Origin of the sequence: Streptococcus oralis, assembly GCF_965111685.1 — a bacterium.
GTDB classification, from domain to species: domain Bacteria; phylum Bacillota; class Bacilli; order Lactobacillales; family Streptococcaceae; genus Streptococcus; species Streptococcus oralis_B.
This window is the reverse complement of record NZ_OZ217340.1, coordinates 978122-1000192: the sequence shown is the minus strand read 5'-3', so window position 1 is coordinate 1000192 and position 22071 is coordinate 978122. Positions and strand designations below refer to the sequence as shown.

24 protein-coding genes are annotated in these 22071 nt (G+C 39.2%); 3 read left to right on the top strand and 21 right to left on the bottom strand.

Annotated features, from left to right (window positions below):
- Positions 1–13: 13 nt before the first annotated feature.
- Both ACLV7H_RS05280 and ACLV7H_RS05275 read right to left on the bottom strand, forming a co-directional pair.
- Positions 14–433 carry an EVE domain-containing protein gene (locus ACLV7H_RS05280; RefSeq protein WP_411866564.1) on the bottom strand — a complete coding sequence of 140 codons (420 nt, stop codon included), beginning with the start codon at positions 431–433 and terminating at the stop codon, positions 14–16.
- The gene (locus ACLV7H_RS05275; RefSeq protein WP_411866563.1) at positions 426–887 is read right to left on the bottom strand and encodes a MarR family winged helix-turn-helix transcriptional regulator; all 462 of its coding nucleotides are present in this window, start codon (positions 885–887) and stop codon (positions 426–428) included. The genes ACLV7H_RS05280 and ACLV7H_RS05275 overlap by 8 nt, the downstream gene beginning before the upstream one ends.
- A gap of 146 nt (positions 888–1033) precedes the next feature.
- Here ACLV7H_RS05275 and ACLV7H_RS05270 point away from each other — a divergent pair, with 146 nt between their 5' ends.
- The 3 genes from ACLV7H_RS05270 to ACLV7H_RS05260 all read left to right on the top strand — a co-directional run bounded on the left by ACLV7H_RS05270 (position 1034) and on the right by ACLV7H_RS05260 (position 3658).
- On the top strand, positions 1034–1843 hold the full coding sequence (locus ACLV7H_RS05270; protein ID WP_411866562.1) for a Cof-type HAD-IIB family hydrolase: 810 nt from the start codon (positions 1034–1036) through the stop codon (positions 1841–1843).
- Between the two features lie 140 nt (positions 1844–1983).
- The gene (locus tag ACLV7H_RS05265; protein WP_411866561.1) at positions 1984–2892 is read left to right on the top strand and encodes an ATP-binding cassette domain-containing protein; all 909 of its coding nucleotides are present in this window, start codon (positions 1984–1986) and stop codon (positions 2890–2892) included.
- A 10-nt stretch (positions 2893–2902) separates the two neighbouring features.
- Positions 2903–3658, top strand: a complete 756-nt coding sequence (locus tag ACLV7H_RS05260; RefSeq protein ID WP_411866560.1) for an ABC transporter permease — start codon at positions 2903–2905, stop codon at positions 3656–3658.
- A gap of 39 nt (positions 3659–3697) precedes the next feature.
- Here ACLV7H_RS05260 and ACLV7H_RS05255 read toward each other — a convergent pair whose 3' ends face one another.
- From ACLV7H_RS05255 to ACLV7H_RS05165, 19 genes are all read right to left on the bottom strand, one after another.
- Positions 3698–4576, bottom strand: a complete 879-nt coding sequence (locus ACLV7H_RS05255; protein ID WP_045591360.1) for a sensor histidine kinase — start codon at positions 4574–4576, stop codon at positions 3698–3700.
- Positions 4576–5274, bottom strand: coding sequence for a response regulator transcription factor (locus tag ACLV7H_RS05250; RefSeq protein ID WP_411866559.1), 699 nt, complete (start codon positions 5272–5274; stop codon positions 4576–4578). The genes ACLV7H_RS05255 and ACLV7H_RS05250 overlap by 1 nt, the downstream gene beginning before the upstream one ends.
- 106 nt (positions 5275–5380) lie before the next feature.
- Entirely contained in the window at positions 5381–6118 is a 738-nt protein-coding gene (locus ACLV7H_RS05245) for a TraX family protein (RefSeq protein ID WP_411866558.1), read from the bottom strand.
- A gap of 144 nt (positions 6119–6262) precedes the next feature.
- Positions 6263–7138 (bottom strand): N-carbamoylputrescine amidase, encoded by an 876-nt coding sequence (aguB, locus tag ACLV7H_RS05240; RefSeq protein ID WP_411866557.1) that lies wholly within the window; start codon positions 7136–7138, stop codon positions 6263–6265.
- A gap of 9 nt (positions 7139–7147) precedes the next feature.
- On the bottom strand, positions 7148–8233 hold the full coding sequence (gene aguA, locus ACLV7H_RS05235) for an agmatine deiminase (protein WP_411866556.1): 1086 nt from the start codon (positions 8231–8233) through the stop codon (positions 7148–7150).
- On the bottom strand, positions 8230–9357 hold the full coding sequence (gene nspC / locus ACLV7H_RS05230) for a carboxynorspermidine decarboxylase (RefSeq protein ID WP_411866555.1): 1128 nt from the start codon (positions 9355–9357) through the stop codon (positions 8230–8232). The genes aguA and nspC overlap by 4 nt, the downstream gene beginning before the upstream one ends.
- Positions 9357–10616: a saccharopine dehydrogenase family protein gene (locus tag ACLV7H_RS05225; protein WP_112443581.1), complete on the bottom strand. Its 1260-nt coding sequence runs from the start codon at positions 10614–10616 to the stop codon at positions 9357–9359. Before ACLV7H_RS05225 ends, nspC begins: the two co-directional genes overlap by 1 nt.
- Positions 10613–11473, bottom strand: a complete 861-nt coding sequence (gene speE / locus ACLV7H_RS05220) for a polyamine aminopropyltransferase (protein WP_000366713.1) — start codon at positions 11471–11473, stop codon at positions 10613–10615. Before speE ends, ACLV7H_RS05225 begins: the two co-directional genes overlap by 4 nt.
- Positions 11474–12934 carry an aminotransferase class I/II-fold pyridoxal phosphate-dependent enzyme gene (locus ACLV7H_RS05215; RefSeq protein WP_411866554.1) on the bottom strand — a complete coding sequence of 487 codons (1461 nt, stop codon included), beginning with the start codon at positions 12932–12934 and terminating at the stop codon, positions 11474–11476.
- A gap of 624 nt (positions 12935–13558) precedes the next feature.
- Positions 13559–14113 carry a hypothetical protein gene (locus ACLV7H_RS05210; protein ID WP_411866553.1) on the bottom strand — a complete coding sequence of 185 codons (555 nt, stop codon included), beginning with the start codon at positions 14111–14113 and terminating at the stop codon, positions 13559–13561.
- Positions 14114–14291: 178 nt separating this feature from the next.
- The gene (locus ACLV7H_RS05205; RefSeq protein WP_411866552.1) at positions 14292–14798 is read right to left on the bottom strand and encodes a YfbM family protein; all 507 of its coding nucleotides are present in this window, start codon (positions 14796–14798) and stop codon (positions 14292–14294) included.
- A 91-nt stretch (positions 14799–14889) separates the two neighbouring features.
- A complete protein-coding gene (locus ACLV7H_RS05200; protein WP_411866551.1) occupies positions 14890–15072 on the bottom strand; it encodes a hypothetical protein in 183 nt (60 codons plus the stop codon).
- Positions 15073–15093: 21 nt separating this feature from the next.
- The gene (locus ACLV7H_RS05195; protein ID WP_045591377.1) at positions 15094–15969 is read right to left on the bottom strand and encodes a DUF4300 family protein; all 876 of its coding nucleotides are present in this window, start codon (positions 15967–15969) and stop codon (positions 15094–15096) included.
- Positions 15970–16125: 156 nt separating this feature from the next.
- A complete protein-coding gene (locus ACLV7H_RS05190; protein ID WP_411866550.1) occupies positions 16126–17865 on the bottom strand; it encodes a glycoside hydrolase family 13 protein in 1740 nt (579 codons plus the stop codon).
- 175 nt (positions 17866–18040) lie between these two features.
- Positions 18041–18532, bottom strand: coding sequence for a phosphoribosylanthranilate isomerase (locus tag ACLV7H_RS05185; RefSeq protein ID WP_045591380.1), 492 nt, complete (start codon positions 18530–18532; stop codon positions 18041–18043).
- A gap of 63 nt (positions 18533–18595) precedes the next feature.
- Entirely contained in the window at positions 18596–19477 is an 882-nt protein-coding gene (locus tag ACLV7H_RS05180; protein WP_045591382.1) for a diacylglycerol/lipid kinase family protein, read from the bottom strand.
- A 227-nt stretch (positions 19478–19704) separates the two neighbouring features.
- A complete protein-coding gene (locus tag ACLV7H_RS05175) occupies positions 19705–20466 on the bottom strand; it encodes a hypothetical protein (RefSeq protein ID WP_411866549.1) in 762 nt (253 codons plus the stop codon).
- Between the two features lie 166 nt (positions 20467–20632).
- Positions 20633–21295 (bottom strand): DUF443 family protein, encoded by a 663-nt coding sequence (locus tag ACLV7H_RS05170; RefSeq protein WP_411866548.1) that lies wholly within the window; start codon positions 21293–21295, stop codon positions 20633–20635.
- A 116-nt stretch (positions 21296–21411) separates the two neighbouring features.
- A complete protein-coding gene (locus ACLV7H_RS05165) occupies positions 21412–22029 on the bottom strand; it encodes an SAP domain-containing protein (RefSeq protein ID WP_411866547.1) in 618 nt (205 codons plus the stop codon).
- Between the last annotated feature and the right edge of the window lie 42 nt (positions 22030–22071).

Genomic DNA, 22071 nt, shown 5'->3' with positions numbered 1-22071 from the left:
ACTAGGAAATCAATCATGCTTCATCATCCACTTTCATATGCTGAAAGATATAGAGGAAAAAGTCTTTGGAAACTTCAAAATGTCCATAACGAAGTCGAGAAGTATAGTCTCTCCATTCAGGATGCTGTCTGGCTATTTCTATGGAACAATCTTTGAATGGTAGATAATACTCGACATTTCGTCTAAAGGGAAAGAATCCTTCAAACTGCTCTACTTGATAGGCATTGTCATCTATAATCTTACCTACGGCCACAAAAGCTTGTAACTTATCTTGACCGTTCATATCGTATTTTGGGCTATAGTATAAAAAGTAGTCTCCTTTTTTCATACGGTTTAAGGGGCCGCCCTTTCCATGACAGACCTGACAAAAATTTCCTTCAACTCCTCTTAAAACATGGTTCTTTGAAACAACTCCAACCCAATATCTAGGCATTTTTATCCTCCAACTCTACTAACATGTGATTAAAACATTCTCTATCGTCAGATAGTTTTTCAAAAAATTCTTCATCAACCCCTTCTACTAAGGGTAAAGCTTGATTAACCTTCTCTGCGCCAGACTTCGTCACTGAGACCAGTTTTGCCCGACTATCCTTTGGATGTTGATCTCGTCTAATGTAGTCCTTCTTCTCTAGTAGTCTAACAATCTGGGAAACCGTCATGACATCCATACCAGTGAACCGAGCGATATCAACTTGCGTTACATATTTCTCTCTATTGCTCAGAAACAAGAGCGAGGTTAAAACGATAAATTGGGGCAAAGTGAGACCAACTGATTTCAAGACTCTTTTTAAGTTACTTTCCCACTTGTTGTAAACTTTGATGAACAGAAGACCTGTAGACTCTGTTTCATCATTTTTGTAAATTGAATTAAAGTGATACTTTGACATTATTTCTCCTTAGATATTAAGTATACATATTATATAAGAATTTATTTTGTTTTTCAAGAAAAGGAAAGTGAAATGTTACAATTCTGTCAGACATTTTATAGTCTATATGCTATAATAAAAGCAAAACACATAGAAAAGGAAGTCTTATGATTAAACTACTAGCCTTGGATATGGACGGAACCCTCCTTAACGAAGCCAAGGAAATCCCACAAGCCCACATCACTGCCATTCATCAGGCCATAGAAAAAGGTGTCAAACTGGTTCTCTGTACAGGTCGCCCGCTTTTCGGTGTTCTCCCCTACTATAAACAACTAGGACTTGACCTCCAGAACGAGTACGTCATTGTCAATAACGGTTGCTCAACCCATCAGACCAGTGACTGGAGTCTAGTTGACTGGCAAGAACTCAGCCCAGCTGATATCGAATACCTCTATGACCTAGCTGAAAAAAGCGACGTCCAGTTGACTCTTTTTGATGAAGAACATTATTTTGTCCTCGGTGGTAAGCCTAATCAAATCGTTCAAAATGATGCCAAACTTGTTTTTTCAGACCTGACTGAAATTTCCCTTGAGGAAGCCACTAGTGGCAAATATCGCATGTTCCAAGGCATGTTTTTGGGCAACGAAGAACAAACAGACGATTTTGAGCAGCGGTTTGCCAAGGAACTCTGCCAACGATTCAGTGGTGTTCGTTCGCAGCCTGTCATTTATGAAGCCATGCCACTTGGAACTACCAAGGCTACTGCACTTTCTCGACTAGCTGCGATTTTGAAGATCGAGCCCTCAGAAATTATAGCCATGGGCGATGCCAATAACGATATCGAAATGCTTCAGTTTGCAGGACTGGGCATTGCAATGGGAAATGCCAGTGACCATGTCAAATCCCTTGCTAATGACGTTACAGCCAGCAACGAAGAAGACGGCGTTGCGCGTGCGATTGAGAAGTATATTTTATAATTGAGAAGCCCAGTTCATGTCAACTGGGTTTTTTTTTTTAAGAATCACAAAACTTTAGAAACTCTTTAGAATTACTTGATATTTCTTTGATTTCTATACCTTATACTAAAGTTAGAAAAATAAATCAAAAGGAGAAAATCATGAAAACAGTACTCGAAATTCATGGACTGACCAAACAATTCGGCCAACAAGCTATTCTTCAAGATCTTAGTCTAACGATAAAAGAGGGAGATATTTATGGTCTAATTGGAAAAAATGGAGCAGGTAAAACCACTCTTATCAAAATCATTGCACAATTATTGTTTGCGGACAAAGGTACAGTTTCCCTCTTTTCTAGTCAAGAAGAAAATGAGTGGACCAAGGCTTTATCTCGAGTCGGTTCTGTTATCGAATCACCTGTAGCCCAGAATCACTTAACAGCATACCAGAATCTGAAATATTATTGTATGATACGTCATATTCCAAATGCTGATAAAGTCATTCAAGAAACACTGGATTATGTAGGTTTGTCAAATACAGGTAAAAAAGTCTTTCGTGATTTCTCGCTAGGAATGAAACAAAGACTTGGCATCGCCATTGCCCTCCTATCTAAACCTGATTTCCTGATTCTTGATGAACCCATTAACGGTCTCGACCCAATTGGGATCAAAGAATTTCGTCTCATGATCCAGCGGCTCAATCAAGAAAAAGGCATAACTATCCTCATTTCTAGCCATATCTTGTCAGAACTCTATCTCTTAGCTAATCGCTTTGGTATTCTGGATCAAGGTAAGATTATCCGTGAAATAAGTAAAGCTGAGTTTGAAACACTAAGTGAGGATTATATTGTGCTTAGAACAAGCGATAAAGAAAGAGCTTGTCAGGTATTGAAAGAACAAATCCAACTCCAATTTAAGGTTGTCAATCCTGAAAATGAAATCCATATCTTTGGTAATGAACAAGATGTCAAACAGATTCTTAAGCAACTAACTTTGGCCGATGTTGCTATTGATGAGATTTACTTTGCCCGTCAAAACCTAGAAGAATACTTCACCCAATTAGTAGAATAGGAGAAAAATCATGATACACACCATTCAAGCAGATTTTTACCGTCTTTTCCGATCCAAAGGATTCTGGATTACAGAATTCATTCTCTTTGCTCTCATGTTAATGGGTGCTACTATCGGAGCTACAGGACATCTGATATCAGTAAATACCACACCTGAAACAGAATTTCCGACCAAAGGTTGGGACGGCATCCAAGCTCTTATCAACGCGTCTAGCAATGGTTCAAACCTCGTTTTTCTCTGCATTGTTCTAGCATGTCTCGTTCTCGGAGTTGATCTAATCGGCAAGCTTTATAAAAATAGTTTGACTGTTGGTGTTTCTCGTACAGAGTTTTTCCTTGCTAAATCCTTTGTACTAGCAAGCATCGCTCTCTTGCAACTCATCGCCAGCCTTGTGATTGCTTTTGTTCCCTCAACCCTACTAAACGGACTTGGTACAATGCCTGATGGTTTTGTTACTAATCTCCTCTTGACGATTTCCCTTCAATTTCTCTGCCTTCTCGCTTGGCTTTCGATTGTTTCCTTTATTCTCTACCTAACTCATTCTTATCTTGCCGTATTTATTGGTTATCTGATTAGCTCTATCATACTTTCTATGCCAATGCTTGTTTTCCCAGACATTGAAATTCTACGATATTTAATTCTAGATTTTGCCTATGCTATGACTACTAATAGTCAAGCTATTCTCTATACCATCACGATTTGCGTAACGGTCATACTTTTCTTCTCTTTCAGTGGACTGACTGTTTTCAAGAAGAAAAGCTTATAAAAAGGACCTCCTCTAAACTTATAGAGGAGGTTTCTTCTGTTAAAAATAAATAAAGACTGAAAACCATTCTCCATCAGTGGCTAGCTTCATATCCGCTCCAAGAAGATGAACTAATTCCTCAGTAATATAAAGACCTAAACCAGAGGATTCTTCTGTATCTGATAGATTTTCAGAATAAAAACGATTGCTGAGATTGTCTATATTTTTGATAGGTTTTTTGACAAGATTATCGATTTGTAAAACAAGCCTATTTTCTTCCTTTTTCAAAGAAAGTCGAGCCTTCTCCTTGCCGTGCTTAAGAACATTTCCAAGGAGGTTTTGGATAATTCGATCAAGCAAGTCCTCATCAGTCGTCGTTTTCAATCCTGGTTCAACGTTAAAATCAAGAACAATCTTTGAAGATTGAAAAACGTCGTAATAAGCTAAAGTCTTTTTCGTTATAAAAGTTGATAAATCAAGCTCTTCCAGTTTCGGTTTGACTGCTCCTTCCATCAAATGACGGTATTCAAGAAGAGCTTCCAAACGTTTGGAAACCAAATCCTGATGATGGGCTATTTTGCTTAAAGTTTCCTGACTATTATCGGGGTGTTTTATTAGTTGCTGAGTATATCCTGAAGCGATTGTCAAAGGTGTCCGAATATCGTGAGCAATGTTACTGATTGCCATATCTAGGGTGCGTTTTTCACGCTTCATGATTAGCTGGTTTTGCTCCACTTCTTGAAATAGATTCTCAATTTGGTTATGTAGACGCAAAATGGTCTTTGAAAAGAAATTTACCCCGATCCTCTTCATGCTACCAGAGCGAATCTTCTCTTCGATTTGTTTGCTTAAATCTCTAACTGCTAGATGATAGCGAATCAAAGACACTGATAAAATGATGTTAATGAGGAGCAATATTGATATCAAAATGTAAATCATTATTTGTCTCCTTTTAATCGAACACCAACTCCCCAAATGGTTTCAATGTACTCATGATTTGGATCCAGTTGATACAGTTTTTTACGGAGATTGCTTAGATGGGTGTTGAGCGTATTGTCTCCAGGCAGGTAACTTTCTTCCCAAATCAACTCATAGAGTTCTTCTTTGGTGAAGATTTTTTTAGGATAATGGAGCAACATTTGGAGAATTTGACACTCTTTCTTTGCAAGGCGAATAGTTTCAGTAGAATTGCTTATTTCAAAACTATCCGCATCAAACTGGATATTTTTTAAGTTATGTGTCAGATTTTCGTTTTTTTCTATTTCCATAGGCTGTTTTTCTGCACTTTGGCGTAACTGTACAGTGACTCTGGCAAAGACTTCGTTCAAATCAAAGGGTTTTACTATGTAATCATTGGCACCGTCTAATAGATATTGGCTGATAAGCTTTTTATCACTCAAAGCAGTGAGCATGATAACTGGAGTCTGACTAGTTTGTCGAATGGCTTGCAAGACTTGGTCGCCATTTTTCCCTGGAAGCATGATATCTAGCAGTACGAGATCAATGCCACCTCTATCAAATTGCATGATACCTTCCGTACCAGAAAAGGCTTGAATCACCTCGTGTTCCTCTGTAAGAAGGGTTCTTAAAATTTCCTGGATTTCATTATTATCTTCAATTACAAGTATGTTCGCCATAAACCTCGTCCTTTCTAAAACTATTATAACATGTTTTGTTAGGAATTCCAGATACAGAAAAGCTCCTCTCACATTTTAAGCAAGAAGGAGCTAACGAATATTGAATTTACTTAACCCAATAAGCAATCAAGGCTATAATCCATAAATGAGCTGGGTAGAAAATATAAAAGAAATATTTACTCCAACTGGTTTCCGTTCCTCGCTGTCCATTATACAAGGCCATAAAAGGAAAGACGGTGACAAAGAGCCAGTCAGAATTGAAAAGCATCATTTCCAGTGTTTGGTGCCAAGTGTCGTAAATTTGGATGGAAGTCACTAACAAGAAGGCCCACAGAAAGGCATAGAGGAGATTTCGCAAGCCCTTGCGATTTCGACAAGAGTAACTAATCAAGAGAAATGGTAGCATGGTGATACCACCCTCAGTAAAAAGACAACCGAAAATCAAGAGCCCAGCAACTCCAATCCGACGCCACAACTTCTCCTTTTTATCCAACTCTTTTCTGGGAAAACCAATCCAAAGCATGGTGACACCGATGGCCAAAGTCAGGAAAATGTTGTTATTTACCATTACTCCTTTGGATGCAAATAGGGCATTGAGTAGGCTATTTCCAGCAAACATGATAAGTGCCCAACTCCAAAGGCGGATGAGGTAGTTTTTCAAATTTCGAGTATGGATGAAGCCTTCCATAGCCATATAGGCAAACCAAACTCCTACACAACGGGTCAAGGCGTGAAAGATACCTTCCCACAGAGGAGAAACGATTCCCGTGATATGAGGGATATGGTCTAGAACCATTACTGCCGCCATCAGGTATTTCAACTGTGTCGCATTCCATTTATTCATAATAAACCTCTTTCTTTTTGATCTACATAGAGTATAGCATACATTTCTACGTATAATCGTACACCCATCTTACATTTAAAAAGCCTATCTTACATTTTTGTAAGACAGGCGTGAATATCAAAAGTTTATTATGAAATTTACCTTCTAGTCCGTAATTCGTTGGTACATTTCTGGTCTTCTATCTCGAAACAGTCCCCAGTTGAGGCGTTCGCTTGCTCCCTTATCAAGGTCATAAGTTGCTAACAGAACAGCCTCACCTTGTCTTTCAACCCTCTCTAAAATAGCTCCTGTTTCATCCGTCATAAAGGAGGAACCGTAGAAGTCAAGAATGGAACTCTGTCCACCATTTTCCTCGCTAGGAGTGACTTCTTCCAAACCGTAACGATTGGCTGCAATGACTGGGACAATATTCGCTGCTGCGTGACCTTGCATAGTACGTTGCCAGTGACCACAACTATCTGTATCCAGAATTGGCTCTGAACCGATGGCTGTAGGATAGAAGAGCAATTCTGCACCATTTAACGCAAGACAACGCGCTGTTTCAGGAAACCATTGATCCCAACAGATACCAATCCCAATCTTAGCATAGCGAGTATCCCAGACCTTGAAACCAGTGTTGCCAGGTGTGAAATAAAACTTTTCTTGATAATAATGGTCATCTGGTATGTGGGTCTTTCGATAAACACCCAGCACTTCCCCATCTGCATCAATGACAGCAATAGAGTTATACAAGACATTACCATCTTTTTCATAGAAACTGATTGGTAAAACAACCTGTAGTTCCTTAGCAAGCATCTTAAAATGCTGAATGGCTGTATTTTCTGTCACCGACTGGGCATACTGGTAGTAGTCATACTGGCGTTCCTGACAAAAATAAGGACGTTCAAACAACTCCGGCAAGAGAATAATTTGTGCGCCTTGTTTTGCAGCTTGGCGAACTAAACGTTCCGCTGTTTGGATATTTGTTGCTACATCCTTGGCGCATTGCATCTGGATCGCTGCAACTCTAACATTTCTCATCTTGTTCTCCTATTCTGGGATTTGTTGGGTAATGCAGTGGATATTGCCACCACCTAAAAGAATGTCTCTTGCTGGTATTCCGACAACTTTACGGTCTGGGAAACACTTGCTGAGGATATCTAGGGCAACTTGGTCGTTTTTATCTTGAAATTGAGGAACAAGGACAGCCTTGTTGGCAATATAGAAATTGACATAGGAAGCTGCAAGACGTTCACCTGCATAACGCTCTTCTTCCCCTTCTTCATAGATGTAGCCTGGCAAATCTTCTTCGGTTACAACTTGATGAAGCGCTGGGATAGGAAGCTTATGAATAGTAAAGGGACGCCCTTTTGCATCCGTTTCCTTCTCTAAAAGGGCAAGGTCAGCTGCAGACATGGCATACTGAGGATCATTTTGATCATCTGTCCAAGCCAAGACAATCTCTGCAGGACCAACGAAAGCGGCAACATTGTCAACGTGTTCGTTGGTTTCGTCCTGATAAATACCATAAGGAAGCCAGATAACTTTTTCAGCGCCAAGGCTCTCTAATAAGGTGTTTTCGATTTCCTCTTTACTGAGATGGGGATTGCGTCCAGGACTTAGAAGACAACTTTCAGTCACAAGAATGGTTCCTTGACCATCGCTATGGATTGCGCCGCCTTCCAGTACAAAAGGTTTAGCATCATAGACAGGCATTTCCAAGGACTCAGCAAAACGACTCGCTACTTGGTCATCATCATCATAATCTTGATAAAGACCATCGACAGCACCACCCCAGGCATTAAAAGACCAAGCGACTGCCAATTTTTCTCTTTTATCATTTACGAGAATAGTCGGACCTGTATCACGCGCCCAGGCATCATTGGTGGGAATGTCTAGATAAACAACGCTATCTCCAAGGTAGTCTTGGGCTTCAGATAGATCGTCCTGCTCCACCAAAAGATAAACCCTTTCCCCTTGGGCTATGGTCTTGATAATCTGGCTAAATGCTCTTTTAGCAGCTTTTCCTTGAAAAGGCCATGATCCTGGTCGAGTTGGCCATATCAAGAGGGTACCATGATGGGGTTCGTATTCTGCAGGCATACGATAGCCTAATTTCTTTGGACTGTCCATCATGATAATCTCTCCTTAAAGTCTTGATAGCCAAATGCTTTAACTAGACTGCAATTCCCCTCTTTATCCATGAGATACAAACTTGGAAGCCCAATGCCGTTAAAGGTATTATTTTTGACAAATGAGTAAATAGCCATATCTTCGAAATAGAGTCTATCTCCAATTTCAACTGGCTTTTCAAAACTATAATCACCAATCACATCACCCGTCAGACAGGTATTGGAAGAAAGTCTATAAGTATGGGCTTTTTCCTGAGCCTCAAATCCATTTCTCAAAGGTGGACGATAGGGCATTTCAAGTACATCTGGCATATGGCAGGTCGCGGAGGCATCTAAAACCAAGATATCCATACCGTTTTCGACAATATCCAATACTTCAGTTGCTAGATAACCAGCATTGAGCGCAATAGCTTCACCCGGCTCGATATAGACCTCAAGATTGTAAGTTTCTCGGATACGCTTAATTTCAGAAATCAGTAAATCCACATCATAGTCTTCTCTTGTGATATGATGTCCGCCACCCATATTTAGCCATTTAACTTGATGTAAGTAAGAACCAAACTGCTCTTCTACTGCTTTCAAAGTTGTCTCTAAATCATCTGAACCTTGCTCGCAAAGGGTATGAAAATGAAGTCCGTCCACTAAATCCAACAAATCACTAGGAATTTTATCAAGTGTCACACCAAAACGAGAACCTGGTGCGCAAGGGTCATAGAGCGCGTGGTCTCCTTGAGTTGAACACTGTGGGTTGAGACGCAAACCGACACTAATACCAACCTCACGACAACGAGGCCCATGTTTACGCAATTGTCTCTCAGAGTTAAAAACGATATGGTCCGTTATCTCAAGCAATTCCTCCAAGTCCGCATCCTTGAAAGCGGGCGCAAAGACATGAACTTCTCCCGGGAATTCTTCTCTAGCCAGCTTAGCTTCATAGAGACCACTTGCAGTTGTACCAGATAGGTACTGGCTAATCAAGGGATAGGTTTTGTAGAGGGAATATGCCTTCTGGGCTAGTAAAACCTTGCAACCGGCTTCTTCTTGAACATATTGTAGAATACGGCAGTTGGCTTCTAACTTTGCCAAGTCAATGACGTAAGCTGGTGTGGGTACTTGTTCTAGCTTCATTAGTCCACCATTTGTGGATTTTCAACCACAACCCAAGGCAAACCGTACTCATTCAATGCTTCCATGAATGGATCTGGATCCAATTCTTCAAGGTTATAAACTCCAGGTTGTTTCCAAGTACCATTCATAACTAATTTTGTCCCAATCATGGCTGGAACGCCTGTTGTGTAAGAAATAGCTTGTGAACCAACTTCTGCGTAACATTCCTGATGGTCGCAAACATTGTAGATGTAGATGGTCTTTTCAATACCGTCTTTGACACCTGTAAAGATACAACCGATATTGGTTTTACCAACAGTACGTGGTCCAAGGCTGGCTGGATCTGGAAGCAAGGCTTTCAAAAATTGGATTGGCACAATTTCTTGGCCGTTAAAGTTAATGGTATCCGTACGAAGGAGTCCGACATTTTCCAAGCATTTCATGTGCGTTAGATAAGATTGCCCAAAGGTCATAAAGAAACGAATGCGTTTAACACCTGGAATGTTTTTAGCCAGTGATTCAATTTCTTCATGGTGAAGGAGATACATGTCTTTTTGTCCAACTTGAGGGAAATCATACTCACGCTTGATAGACATAGCTTCGACTTCAACCCATTTTCCATCTTCCCAGTAAGAACCTGGCGCAGAAACCTCGCGAAGATTGATTTCTGGGTTAAAGTTTGTCGCAAATGGATAACCGTGGTCACCGCCATTACAGTCTAAAATGTCGATATAATGGATTTCATCAAAATAGTGTTTAAGGGCGTAAGCAGAAAAGACGCTGGTCACACCTGGGTCAAAACCAGAACCAAGCAAGGCAGTCAGACCTGCTTCTTTGAACTTTTCTTGATAAGCCCACTGCCATGAGTAGTCAAAGTAGGCTGTAAAACCAAGTTCCTTGCAGCGTTTTTCGTAGATGGCACGCCACTCAGGATCTTCTGTATCCTCAGCTTCGTAGTTAGCTGTGTCGATATAGTGAACTCCAGTCGCTAAACAAGCATCCATAATGGTCAAGTCTTGGTATGGTAAAGCTACGTTCAAAACGGCTTCTGGCTTGTAGCTTTCAATCAAAGCAATCACTTCTTCAACCTTGTCAGCGTCAAGGGCAGCTGTCTCAATCTTTGTACTTGTTTTGCCTTCTAATTTAGCCTTCAAGTCATCGCATTTTGACTTGGTACGGCTAGCAATCATAATCTCTGTGAAGGTTTCACTATCTTGGCAAATCTTTGAAATAGCAACTTGGGCAACGCCCCCACATCCAATAACTAGTAAACGACTCATTTTTTTCCTTCCTCTTCTTCTAAAATGTCCTCAACATACTTGGGCAACATGAAGGCTCCCACGTGTAAGTTTGCAGTGTAGTATTCTGTGAAAAGCTGGCGTTTTTTCCAGCCTTCCTTGTCAAAATCTTTGACAGGGTGGTATTTTTTAGATGCAAATCCAAACAACCAATAACCAGCTGGGCTAGTTGGAATATGGGCCTGATAGACTCGACTGATTGGAAAGGCTTGATTGACCTTGCGGTGCATGCTACGGCAAGCTGACTCATCCTCGTCAAAGAAGGGACTCCCATGCTGATAGATCATGATGCCGTCTTCTTTCAAGGCTCTGTAACTGTTGCCGTAAAATTCCTTGGTAAAGAGCCCTTCCGTATGTCCAAAGGGATCCGTCGCATCGTTGATGATAATATCGTAGTCATCTTCACAGTTTCGTAAAAAGCGTAGCCCATTTTGGTAGTAAATGGTAACACGAGGATCATCTAGCCCCGCAGCAAAGTCTGGGAAATACTCACGACAGACCTCAACCAACATCTCATCTGGTTCCACAATATCGATTTGCTCCAGTTCAGGATAGAGTGTTAAAACTTGTGCAACACCACCGTCACCACCCCCAATAACCAAGACTTTCTTTGGATTCGGGTGAACAGCCATGGGAACGTGAACAGTCATTTCATTGTATACGAAATCATCCGCATCTGAAAACAAGACATGACCATTTAAGATTAATATTTTTCCAAAAGCTGGCGTATCCAAGACTTCGATATCCTGCCATTCACTTTTTCCAGCATAGAGTTGCTTGGCTGTCCTCAGGGACAATTTGACATCTGGAGTATGAACTTCAGAAAACCATAAATCCATCTAGTTCTCCTTTCTTTTAATGACGTTGATGTGATTGACCTCAGGATCTTCCGTCCCTTGGAGGGAGCAACCACGTTTCTTGGCAAATTGGATATAGTCTACAATTTCTCGTGTAATTCGTTCACCAGGAGCCAAGATAGGAATCCCTGGAGGATAGCACATGACAAATTCTCCACAGACTTGTCCAACAGATTCGTCCAGGGTCAAACTTCTTCTCTCTGAATAAAAGGCTTCTTGTGGAGACAGCACCAACTCGGGTTGGATATATTCTCCAGCAATCAAGTCTTTCCCATCTCCTGAGTAGAGTCTCTTGATATCAGCTAAAGCACCGACCAAACGCTCGATGTCTTGGATGCGGTCACCAATGGAAATGTAGGCCAAGATATTGCCGATATCACCAAACTCGATCTGAATGTCATATTCATCCCGTAAGAGGTCATAAACCTCTATCCCTGTTAGCCCAATACCCTGAGTATAAACGGACAGCTTGGTCACATCAAAATCACAAACCGACACACCGTCTATGAGCTCTTTTGAGTAGGCATAGTAGCCACCGATAGCATTGATTTCACGACGAGCGTATTCGGATAGCTCAATGACTTTCTCAAAAGACTCTTTGCCACGAAGAGCTAAGTTCCGTCGAGAAATATCCAAACTAGCCATCAACAAGTAAGAGGCAGATGTCGACTGGGTCAGGTTGATAATCTGACGAACGTACTCAGGATTCATCTGATTTCCAATAAGTAAAATGGAGCTTTGGGTCAAACTCCCGCCAGACTTATGCATAGAGACCGCCGCCATATCAGCTCCAGCGTCCATAGCAGACAATGGCAATTTGTCTGTAAAATGCAAATGCGCTCCATGGGCTTCATCCACTAAAACCAGCATTCCCGCTTCATGAGCCATTTCCGTTAAACCCTTGAGGTCTGAACAAATCCCATAGTAAGTAGGATTGTTAATCAAAATTGCCTTGGCATCTGGATGTTCCTTAATGGCCTGGGCCACCCGGTCATTTTCAAGACCTAAAGCGATGCCAATTTTAGGATCCACACTCATCTCGATATAGATGGGAATAGCACCGCATAGAACCAGCGCATTGATAGCAGATTTGTGGACATTTCGTGGCAGAATAATCTTATCTCCTGCCTTACAAGTCGAAAGAATCATGGTTTGAACTGATGAGGTTGTACCGCCAATCATGAGAAAGGCATGGGCTGCACCAAAAGCATCTGCAGCCAATTCCTCAGCATCCCGAATAATCGAAATGGGATGACCTAGATTATCCAAAGGTTTCATCGAATTGACATCGATACCAACGCATTTTTCTCCTAACAGTTCGACAAGTTCAGGATTTCCCCGTCCACGCTTGTGACCTGGCACATCAAAGGGGACAATCCTTTTCTTGCGTAGCTTGACCAAGGCCTCATAAATTGGGGCTTGGTTTTGATCTAACTTCTTCAAGACATACTCCTTTACCATATTTTTAGCACCTCAAGAAGATAAAGGTGACTAAAGGTTGACTTATGAAAAAAGAGCAGGTTTTCACCTGCTCTGCAATCTTCTGACGTGTGTATTTTGGTTTCTGTTGAGTATGTCTGTTCCCGATGTTTCCTAACTCTCTAGTAGCAAATATTACGTACTTTATTGATCGTTTCACAAGATGACGTGTGCTTTCACCACACTAAAAATTTATGAATTAGGACAAGTGTCCTAACATCAACTTATAAAAGTAGGCTTTTAACCCTATCAATAATGTGGCTTTTCAACCACGCTTCGGCATTCAACCCTGCCTGTCCGTAGGCATTTTTTACTCGGGTTTATATTTGCTAGAAAACATCATCTCATTTTCTAAGCCTTATAACTATATCATGTTTATAAGAGCTTGTAAAGGATTTTGTTAAACTTTTTTTTAATAATCTTGTTTTTTGTTCGTGAAATATCTTTCAACAATAAAAAGAAATCGTTTTAAATCGTTATCTGCATAAGAAAAAAGAAACTACAATCACTAGCTGCTTCAATAATTCTTCAAGTATGACTTGATATCGAAAATCAGTTCTTTTCATCATATTTTATAAGTATTTCCAGCTAGGAAGTTCGAATCAACTGCTCCAATTCTACTTCTGAAAGCTGACCTTGATTGTAAAGTTTTCTAAGTAAGTCCTCATCTACGGTAATTGAATAGTAATACGTCACAAACTCATGAAATCGCTCAAAACTATCAAAGAAGTAGGATAATAACCATTCACCACCATCCTGCTCTTGATAGGTATTTTGATGCTCTTGACCGTCATACCAGATAAAGAAGGTTGTTTCATCTTTTTGTTCTTCTGAGTATAGGTTTTGATACTTTTCATCCAGTCCTTTATAAAATCCGTCTATGATGTCTTGATTCCACTCATCCGCAGCAAATTGACTCAAACTGCTTTCATGATCAAAGCCCTTTATAAGGATCATTTTATCAGTAAATATCACATCTAGAGAATCGCCAGAACCGTTGTCGATGAGATAATGGATTCCATAGCTCTCCTCAGTCTTACTGATCAATCGAAGCCAGGTCTTGTTTGGATCTGTTCGATACTCATCAATGACGAGCAAAGCATCTAAGCGAGTCTTTACCTTGTCCCATTCAATTTTTCCCATCTCTTTAATCCTCCATCTTAAATTTTAAAAATTATTAAGGTTACACGTTCTATAACCAATTTCTATCTATCCCGTCCGACTACACGGTGAAATATTTCCTTCACCAGACAAATCATCAAGTGTACGATTTTCTAAATGTGCATTCATCACGCACCTGACTAACAGTTGGTAAAAGCACTTAACAAATAATCACTAAGACATTTCCCTTGAGATCTAAGATTTTCTTGTAAAAGTCTTTCATTTTTACAAAGCTGGTTCGAATATCATCCTTGATTTCTTCCTCTTCTTCAAGATAATCCCAAATGTCAGGGTATAACTCTGCCTTCTTGCATGCTTCCATGCTAAAGTCTGCCCTAGCCCTATCCATGTCAAAATTCTCTAAAGCTTGAACAATCTCAGCTATCTTTGACTTTTCAGTATAGGCTATATATTCTGACACATTTTCTAAAGGGGTCACTCCCAATACAGCTTCTCTCAAAGGATCGTCATCCATAAATTCTGAACTACTAAAGCCTGTCATAACAAAGAGTAAGGCGTCCCACATTTTGTCAATATCTATCAACGTCTCATTTTCCTTAGTAGAATCCTCTACTAAGTCAAACAATTCCTCTTCCTGACGAGAATCTGGCACTATTTGGCTTAATTCATTGTCAGATAGATATCGATAATTAGCAATCATTCCCATAATGTTTCCTCCTATTCGTTTCTTAGGATAGCACTGATTTTACTAGTTACCTTTCTTGAAAAGGCATAATACTGTTTTTGGTCTCTCCACCTTATTTCCAATCCTCATCTTCACTCACTTCCCAGACTTCTGATTGGTAGCCCTCACCGTCAATATCATAGCGCTGCATATAGCCAATAAATCTTTCCTTTTTACTTGTCTTACGAGGCCTGAGAATGTTTACAGCCCAAAATCCGATAAGAATGACAACTAAAAGTGCTATTACTGTTTCCATATTACTTCTCCCCTGCCTAGCTTAATATCCTTCAACCCACTTTTCATTGTCCATGATGAAAGGTTTAGCTAGACCGTCACCTGTGTAATCAGCATATTTGGTGGATAGATACTTGTAACAGTCTTCCTTGCTCGCAAACTTAATAGCTTGATAAGGCTCTTCAAAAGTCAGTTTCTCTACAAATAAGAAACCATCATCAGCTGGCACTAAAATACCAACATGCCCGACAAAAAGAAACTCTCCATCCAAATTATCATGTAACACAACAGACAGCATCCGAGCTTTATCATTGAATTGAAACTGGGAAAAGAATTTCTCCATCTTCTGCGCGTGAACTTTTACATCCGTTGTCGCTTCCGTCTCCACCCTAGAAAATAAAATATCAAACTCTTCCTTATCTTTTGCATCAAACACCTTTCCCTTATCGATAGCATCGTTATCCACGAAAAGAAGCTGATCATTCTTTTCAAGTTTTGGGATTGTGACTGAATTTTTTAATAGCGCATAGCTATTGATACGGCAGTTGGTCCCAACAAAGTCACCCTTTTTTTGATTCCAGAGATTGCTGATTTTCTCTACGTCGTATTCTGTCTTTGTAAAGGAGGCAAAATAACCACTTAAGCCAGTTGAGCCGACAGTCGCATTATAGTCTGTAACAAGATTGAAAAATGCATCAACACTATGTGTGTCCAAGTGAGCTGATAAGAGTGATTTGACCTCTTCGATACTGACCTGATTGTTCAGATTGGTATATGAAGCCGTCCAAAGAACTTTATCTGAACTGGTCTGTGCCTGATTTGCAGCTTCAGTGCTCGTATTATTTTGGTGACAAGCAGCAAATCCAAGTAATAAGGGTAAACACAGTCCCAAGGCTACTACTTTTCTCATTCGTTTCATGCAATTCTCCTTCTAGACTACAAGTCCCTTTTTCATTTTAAATAGCATTCACTAATCGTTCAGCTAGTAATCGGTGACCTAGCTTTATTATACTACATAAGTCAAAAAAAGACTGCACGAATCACCCATTCATTACAGTCCTTTTTATCCTATTTTTTATTGAATGACAAAACCTTTAGGCAAAATCACCAGTTGCTGGTCCAATCCTTGGCAATGACTGGCTAGAGCTACAGCATCACGGTCTACAAGATAGTTTTCAGTTGATTGGTTAAAAATAGCTTGGATTTTTTGTCCATCATAATCCCATGCCAGAGATACCACATCTGGCTCGATTTCTTTCAGTCTATAGGTCCCGTGCTGGATTATATCTGAGACATTCTTGCGAAGCTGAATCAATTTCTTCATGAATTGAAGCATCTCATTACTGTCGGAAACACGTTCCCAAGGCATGACACGACGACAATCTGGATCTGGACCTCCATCTAATTCTAACTCAGTCCCATAGTAGAAACACGGTGTTCCCCTTTGCAAAAAGAGGCAGGCAAGGGCAGACTTCACAAGTTGGCTATCTCCTTTGGCCGTTGCCAAAATGCGCTCCGTATCATGCGAATCCAGAAGATTAAACATCACTTCCGAAATCTGCTGTCTATAGTACATAGACTGGCTATTGATCTCATCGATAAATTGATGGGACTTCTTAACCCCACGCAAGAAATAATCCTTGATACTGTCAGAGAGGGGATAGTTCATGACTGCGTGAAATTCATCGCCATTTAGCCAAGGCTGTGAAGTGTGCCAGACCTCTCCAAGGATGTAAAAGTCAGGCTTTTTAGCCAAGACAGCCTTACGGAAATCTCGCCAAAATTGATGGTCTACTTCATTTGCCACATCTAGTCGCCAAGCATCAATATCAAACTCTTCAATCCAGTAGGTTGCAACCCTCAACAAATAGTCCCTCACTTGAGGATTGGCCGTATTGAGCTTAGGCATATAGCTGGCAAAAGCAAAGGTATGATAAGGGAGCTTTCTTGGGTCACCCAGCTTATCCTTGGTCACTGGGAACTCTTGAACATGGAACCAATCTTTGTAAACGGAATCTTCACCATATTTGAGAACATCTTGCCACTGTGGCGATTGGTCACCGATATGGTTGAAAACGGCGTCCAGCATGATCTTCATGCCTCTCTGATGGGCTTGGTCCACCAGTTGACGGAAAGTTTCCTTATCTCCAAAATGACGGTCAATTTCGAAATAATCCGTCGTATTATACTTGTGATTGCTTGGGGATTCAAAGATAGGACAGAGATAAAGTCCTGTAATCCCTATGTCTTGCAAGTAATCCAGATGATCAATAATACCTTGTAAATCACCGCTAAAGAAATCGCTCGTCTTTGGTTTGATAGAGGAATCCCAAGCTAGCGCACCTTCAGGTGAAATCTCAGGATTGCCATTAGCAAAGCGTTCTGGGAAAATCTGATACCAAACTGTATTTGCTACCCAGTCAGGAACATGGCAAGCATCAATCTCATGGATATAAGGAATTTTAAATCCATTTCCTTCATAATGAAGGTTTTCTAGCGTGTTTTCAACACATCCCTTGTCGCCATATAAGATACTCTGGTCTTGCTTATCTTTAAGTTCAAAGAGATACTGGAGTCGGGCATAGCCAACCGTAACTTCCGCTTGCCAGTAATCAAATAAGGCATCGGAAGTCACTTTGACCATCGCCTTGCTTGCTTCATAACGGTCCTCTATAAAGATAAAAGGATCTCCATAATGCAAGTTGATGTTTTCAATATCATCTTTCTTGGTCCGGATACGAATGTGCATTGTCTTGTCTTTATAAAGATAAGCATACTCCGACTCTGGTCTGTGGTAAATGGCTGTTAATTCCATTGTTCTGTCTCCTAGTTTACTTTGATTCATCTCGTTACGCAAACGTTTTCATAATCGTGACTCTAGTATACTACTTTCGTATTTTATTTGCAAGGCTTGTCCGCAGTTTCGAGTGGATTGTTTTTGAAAATAAAAAGCAGTAAGTCTTAATACCTACTACTTTCTGATTGATGATTTACAAATGTCTTTTCAGCCATTCTATTTTTTTAAAATCATTATTGTTATTATGGTTATTTCGATAAGAATCTTGGGAAGAAGCCTTGTAAATACTTAAAAACTGTTCCAAACTTGGAACGCGAAACGTAATGTCATCGAGATGAATCAGCTCTATATTCGATTCCGAAACTCCTGCAAAATCAGGTAAAGAATCGATACTTCCAAACTCAACACTCAGACCATCCTTTTGGAATTCATGCTCATGAATATCTATTAAGGCATATCCTAAGTGTTTCATCACTTTCATTATCTTGTCCCAGTCATAAATTCTGAGATGATCAGGTGCATCCCAACCTCTAGGGTCACCAGGCACATGAATGTCAATGTCAGACGGCTGCCATTCTTCATTTGAACGGTATTCAAAACCCAAAGACCCCATGAGCGTCGGTGTGATTCCGACTTGGTTTAAATGAGAACAAATTGTTCGAAATTCATCAAATAGAGAATTCATTCCTCCTCCAATCGTTGATATAGAACTTGATTTCATTGTAAAAAATAAACTAATTTCTACCTTCTACTCTTTCGGTTTTGAAAATACTTCTACTCGTTGAGCTAGGACTTTGATTTCTACAGGTAGGTTATCCGATTTATCGCCGTCAACATCTGACTCCAATTCACTATCTGAAGAGATCTTAATATTACGCGCTCTGATGTACTCAATATTATCATTACCGACAACATCCCCTTTTAGTAAATCTGGAATAACAGATAATTTAGAAAATATAGAAGCATCTTTTAGAATCAAAATATTGGCATAGCCATCTTTGTCTTCTTCAAAGATTTTCTTATCAGCGAAGTAATTTGTCAAGAGAACCAAAACATGACTAGCTTCACCAACATAATTACCATTTTCTGTCTGGACATTAATATTAAAGACCTGATCCGTCATAACAGACTTCATGGTATTTACAGCATAGGCTAAAATACCGAATTTTGTCTTGTCCTCGATTTCAACATTGTGAATCGCCTCAGGCAGAGAACCGATACTAAAGATATAACCAAAATAGTTATCATTCGCTTTACCAATATCAATCTTGTTGGTTAAGTTAAAATCGAGTTCATCTATCGCGCCATCGATGTCCTGATTGATTTCCAAAAGTTTTGTAATGAGGTTACCCGTCCCACCTGGGATAATCCCTAACTTAGGAATGTAGTCTCTCTCAGCAATACCCGAAATGACTTCATTGACAGTCCCGTCTCCACCGAAAACAACCACTGCATCGTACTCCTCACGAGACGCTTCCTCAGCAAAGTGTGTTGCATCCAGTGCTTTTTCGGTAATTTTGGTTTCCACCTGCTCAAAATAATCTTTGGCTTTATTCTCCAGCTTGACCTTATAGTCCAAAGCCTTTTCCCCACCAGAGGTAGGGTTGATAATTAACATTGCTTTTTTCATTAATAGTACTCCTTAAATAGTTACAAAATTATTAGTAACTAATTATATCACTTGAGTTATATAAACGCCATCCAAATGCTTGAAAAATCGAATCCACTAGCTAAAATCGAGACGGCAATGTAGTAAATGCTAACAATAATTGAAGCAAAAATGAATGGTCATTGTTAGTAATACTTTATTTGATTTCATACCAAATCCTTTTTATTCTTTACTATACTTATTTATCGCTAATTTATAGATTCACTGTTTAAAAATTCTTTAGACTTCCGTACGATATAGAGCTGTTCATCTTCTTCAGCAAGCTTTCTAAACAACTCATTCGCCCTGGTCATATCTCCTTTTAATCTAGAGTTCAAAGCTTGATAGTAAGTGATTTCCAATTGTTGATATTTAAATTCGTTTTCCAAGTCTTCAAAGTAATCATTGGATTGATGAGCAATTGTTAAATCGTAAAGCGCAATACTCACGCTTTTTGTTTTCTCAGCTAGGGATGGATCTGATATGGACATTTTGTTTAGCATAAGATTAAGCTCGTTCTTGGTCAGGTTAGGATTTGCAAGAACTGTCGAGCGAACGAGGTAACTCTCAAAGAAATCCCTATATTTCGGCTTCAGTTTTTGATTCGTCAGTGCTTCAGAGGCTTCCTTAATGGCAGCATCGAAATCACCAATCATATAGGAATACCCAACAGATGTTAGTGTCACATCCATTTTTATAATAGCTCTTTTTGCAACTTTCTTCAATTCAATGTATTGCTTCCAAGATGGTAAATCTAAGTCCATATACAGTAACTTAGTACCACTTCTTATATACCCTCTTCTGATTATCGAGATCGAAAGGAATAAGAGTACATTTATGAGTATAATACAAAAGAATAGAATAGACCTATCTTTCACCATCCAAGCTACAAAAAGAATGAGAAGAACAGCCAAAACAATCACGACTTTTCTATAAAATCCATATTTCTTGCGTATCTCTAAATAATTCATTTTTACTCCTTTTCTAAATTATAAAATGTCATTACGAAAGCTGTTCTAAACCTTAAATGAGTCATTGAGCAACATAAACACTTTCTTCTCTATTACATAATTTTTTCTGATAAAATAACCCAATGTGACCTGCAAAAGAGGATCATAAAACAGCTTTCATTTTAACTTATAACTTCTCTATTCTATCAAAAACAATCTCTTGCTTTTCGACACTTTCTCGGAGTGGTGACATGCCTAAAATCACTGTAAAAAATCCCAATAATAGAATACTATTAATAACAAGTAGGGCTCCCTCAGTTCCATTAACAGTATATAGATAGAATGCAAAACATCCAAGAGTCGGAACAAGGATAAAAGGAAGAAGTTTGTAATATTTTAATTGACGTTTATTTCCAACCGGTTTAAAGGTTATTTGATAGTTTGAAACTTTATTCTCAAGTCTTTTTTGGACACTATGACGAGCTCTTATGGCAATGATCCAGAAAACTAGGTAAGCAAGGAAGATAAACAGACCATAAAATCCTATCTTTAAAGGAAGGTTGTGACTAATCCCATTGTTTCTAAAAAAATTTGTCACAAGTCGATAGCCAGATCCCCCTATTGCTACACCAATTGCAACCCCAATTGATTTACTCATAGTTGGAGCCACACTTTCAAAACGCGTATCTCTTTTATCTAACTTTTGCATTTTTGCAGTAATTTCATCGGGAAGAGAACCCCAGAAATAGGATTTGGGACTAACGGTCGTCAAATCTAGAATATACTTTTCTCCCTCTACTTCTACTATTTTGAAAAATACTCTATTCGTTTCTTTAAATTTTACTTTCATAGTCACCTTTCGAACCTTTTCAGAGTTAAATTGATTCTTATATCAAAGACCTTATTTGTTTTACTTTTTTTGTATTGGCTTTTTTAAAATTGTTTGTTAAGCAAATAAATAATATCCTACTCGCCATACTCTTTTATTTTATCAGCATATTCAGTCAAAAGATTCTTTGAATAAATTTTTTCATTTTTTGAATTTCTAACTTCTTTCCAAAGAATAGAAGCTACTTTTAGTTTATTCGAGTAGTTGGCACTATTTTCGTCTGCACAGAAATCCTTTAAAAACTGATTCCATTGACAAACCGAATGGTCATACTTGGCATAATCTGAATTTCCATAATAAACTTTTAGCATATCTTGAATTGTAAATCTCAAATCATTTTCTTTTTTTACTTTTCTCCAAGCAGTGGCCATATTAGCAGTAAATTTAAAGGGCGAAACACCTGTTAAAGTTGAGAAATATTCTCTAAAGTCTGCATTAAAGGAGAATCCACATTCAAGTAAGGGCGTATCTAAGATAAGGACTTCTACTTGTTTCTTTTTCCTTTTTATTGATGATTTTTTAATCAAATTCCCCTTAAAGTACTGCTCAATAATATCATTGAGTTCTTGTTTTGTACCTCTATATTCAAGCTCTAATGACTTGCATATATGTGAAAGTTCATCACGATACCAGTAGTATTTATTAAATTCATCAAAGGATAAGATTTTTTCAAACTCAGGTCTGCTCTCTATCAATATAACACCTCCTTAAAGCCAATTTAGGCTGTCATCTCGAAA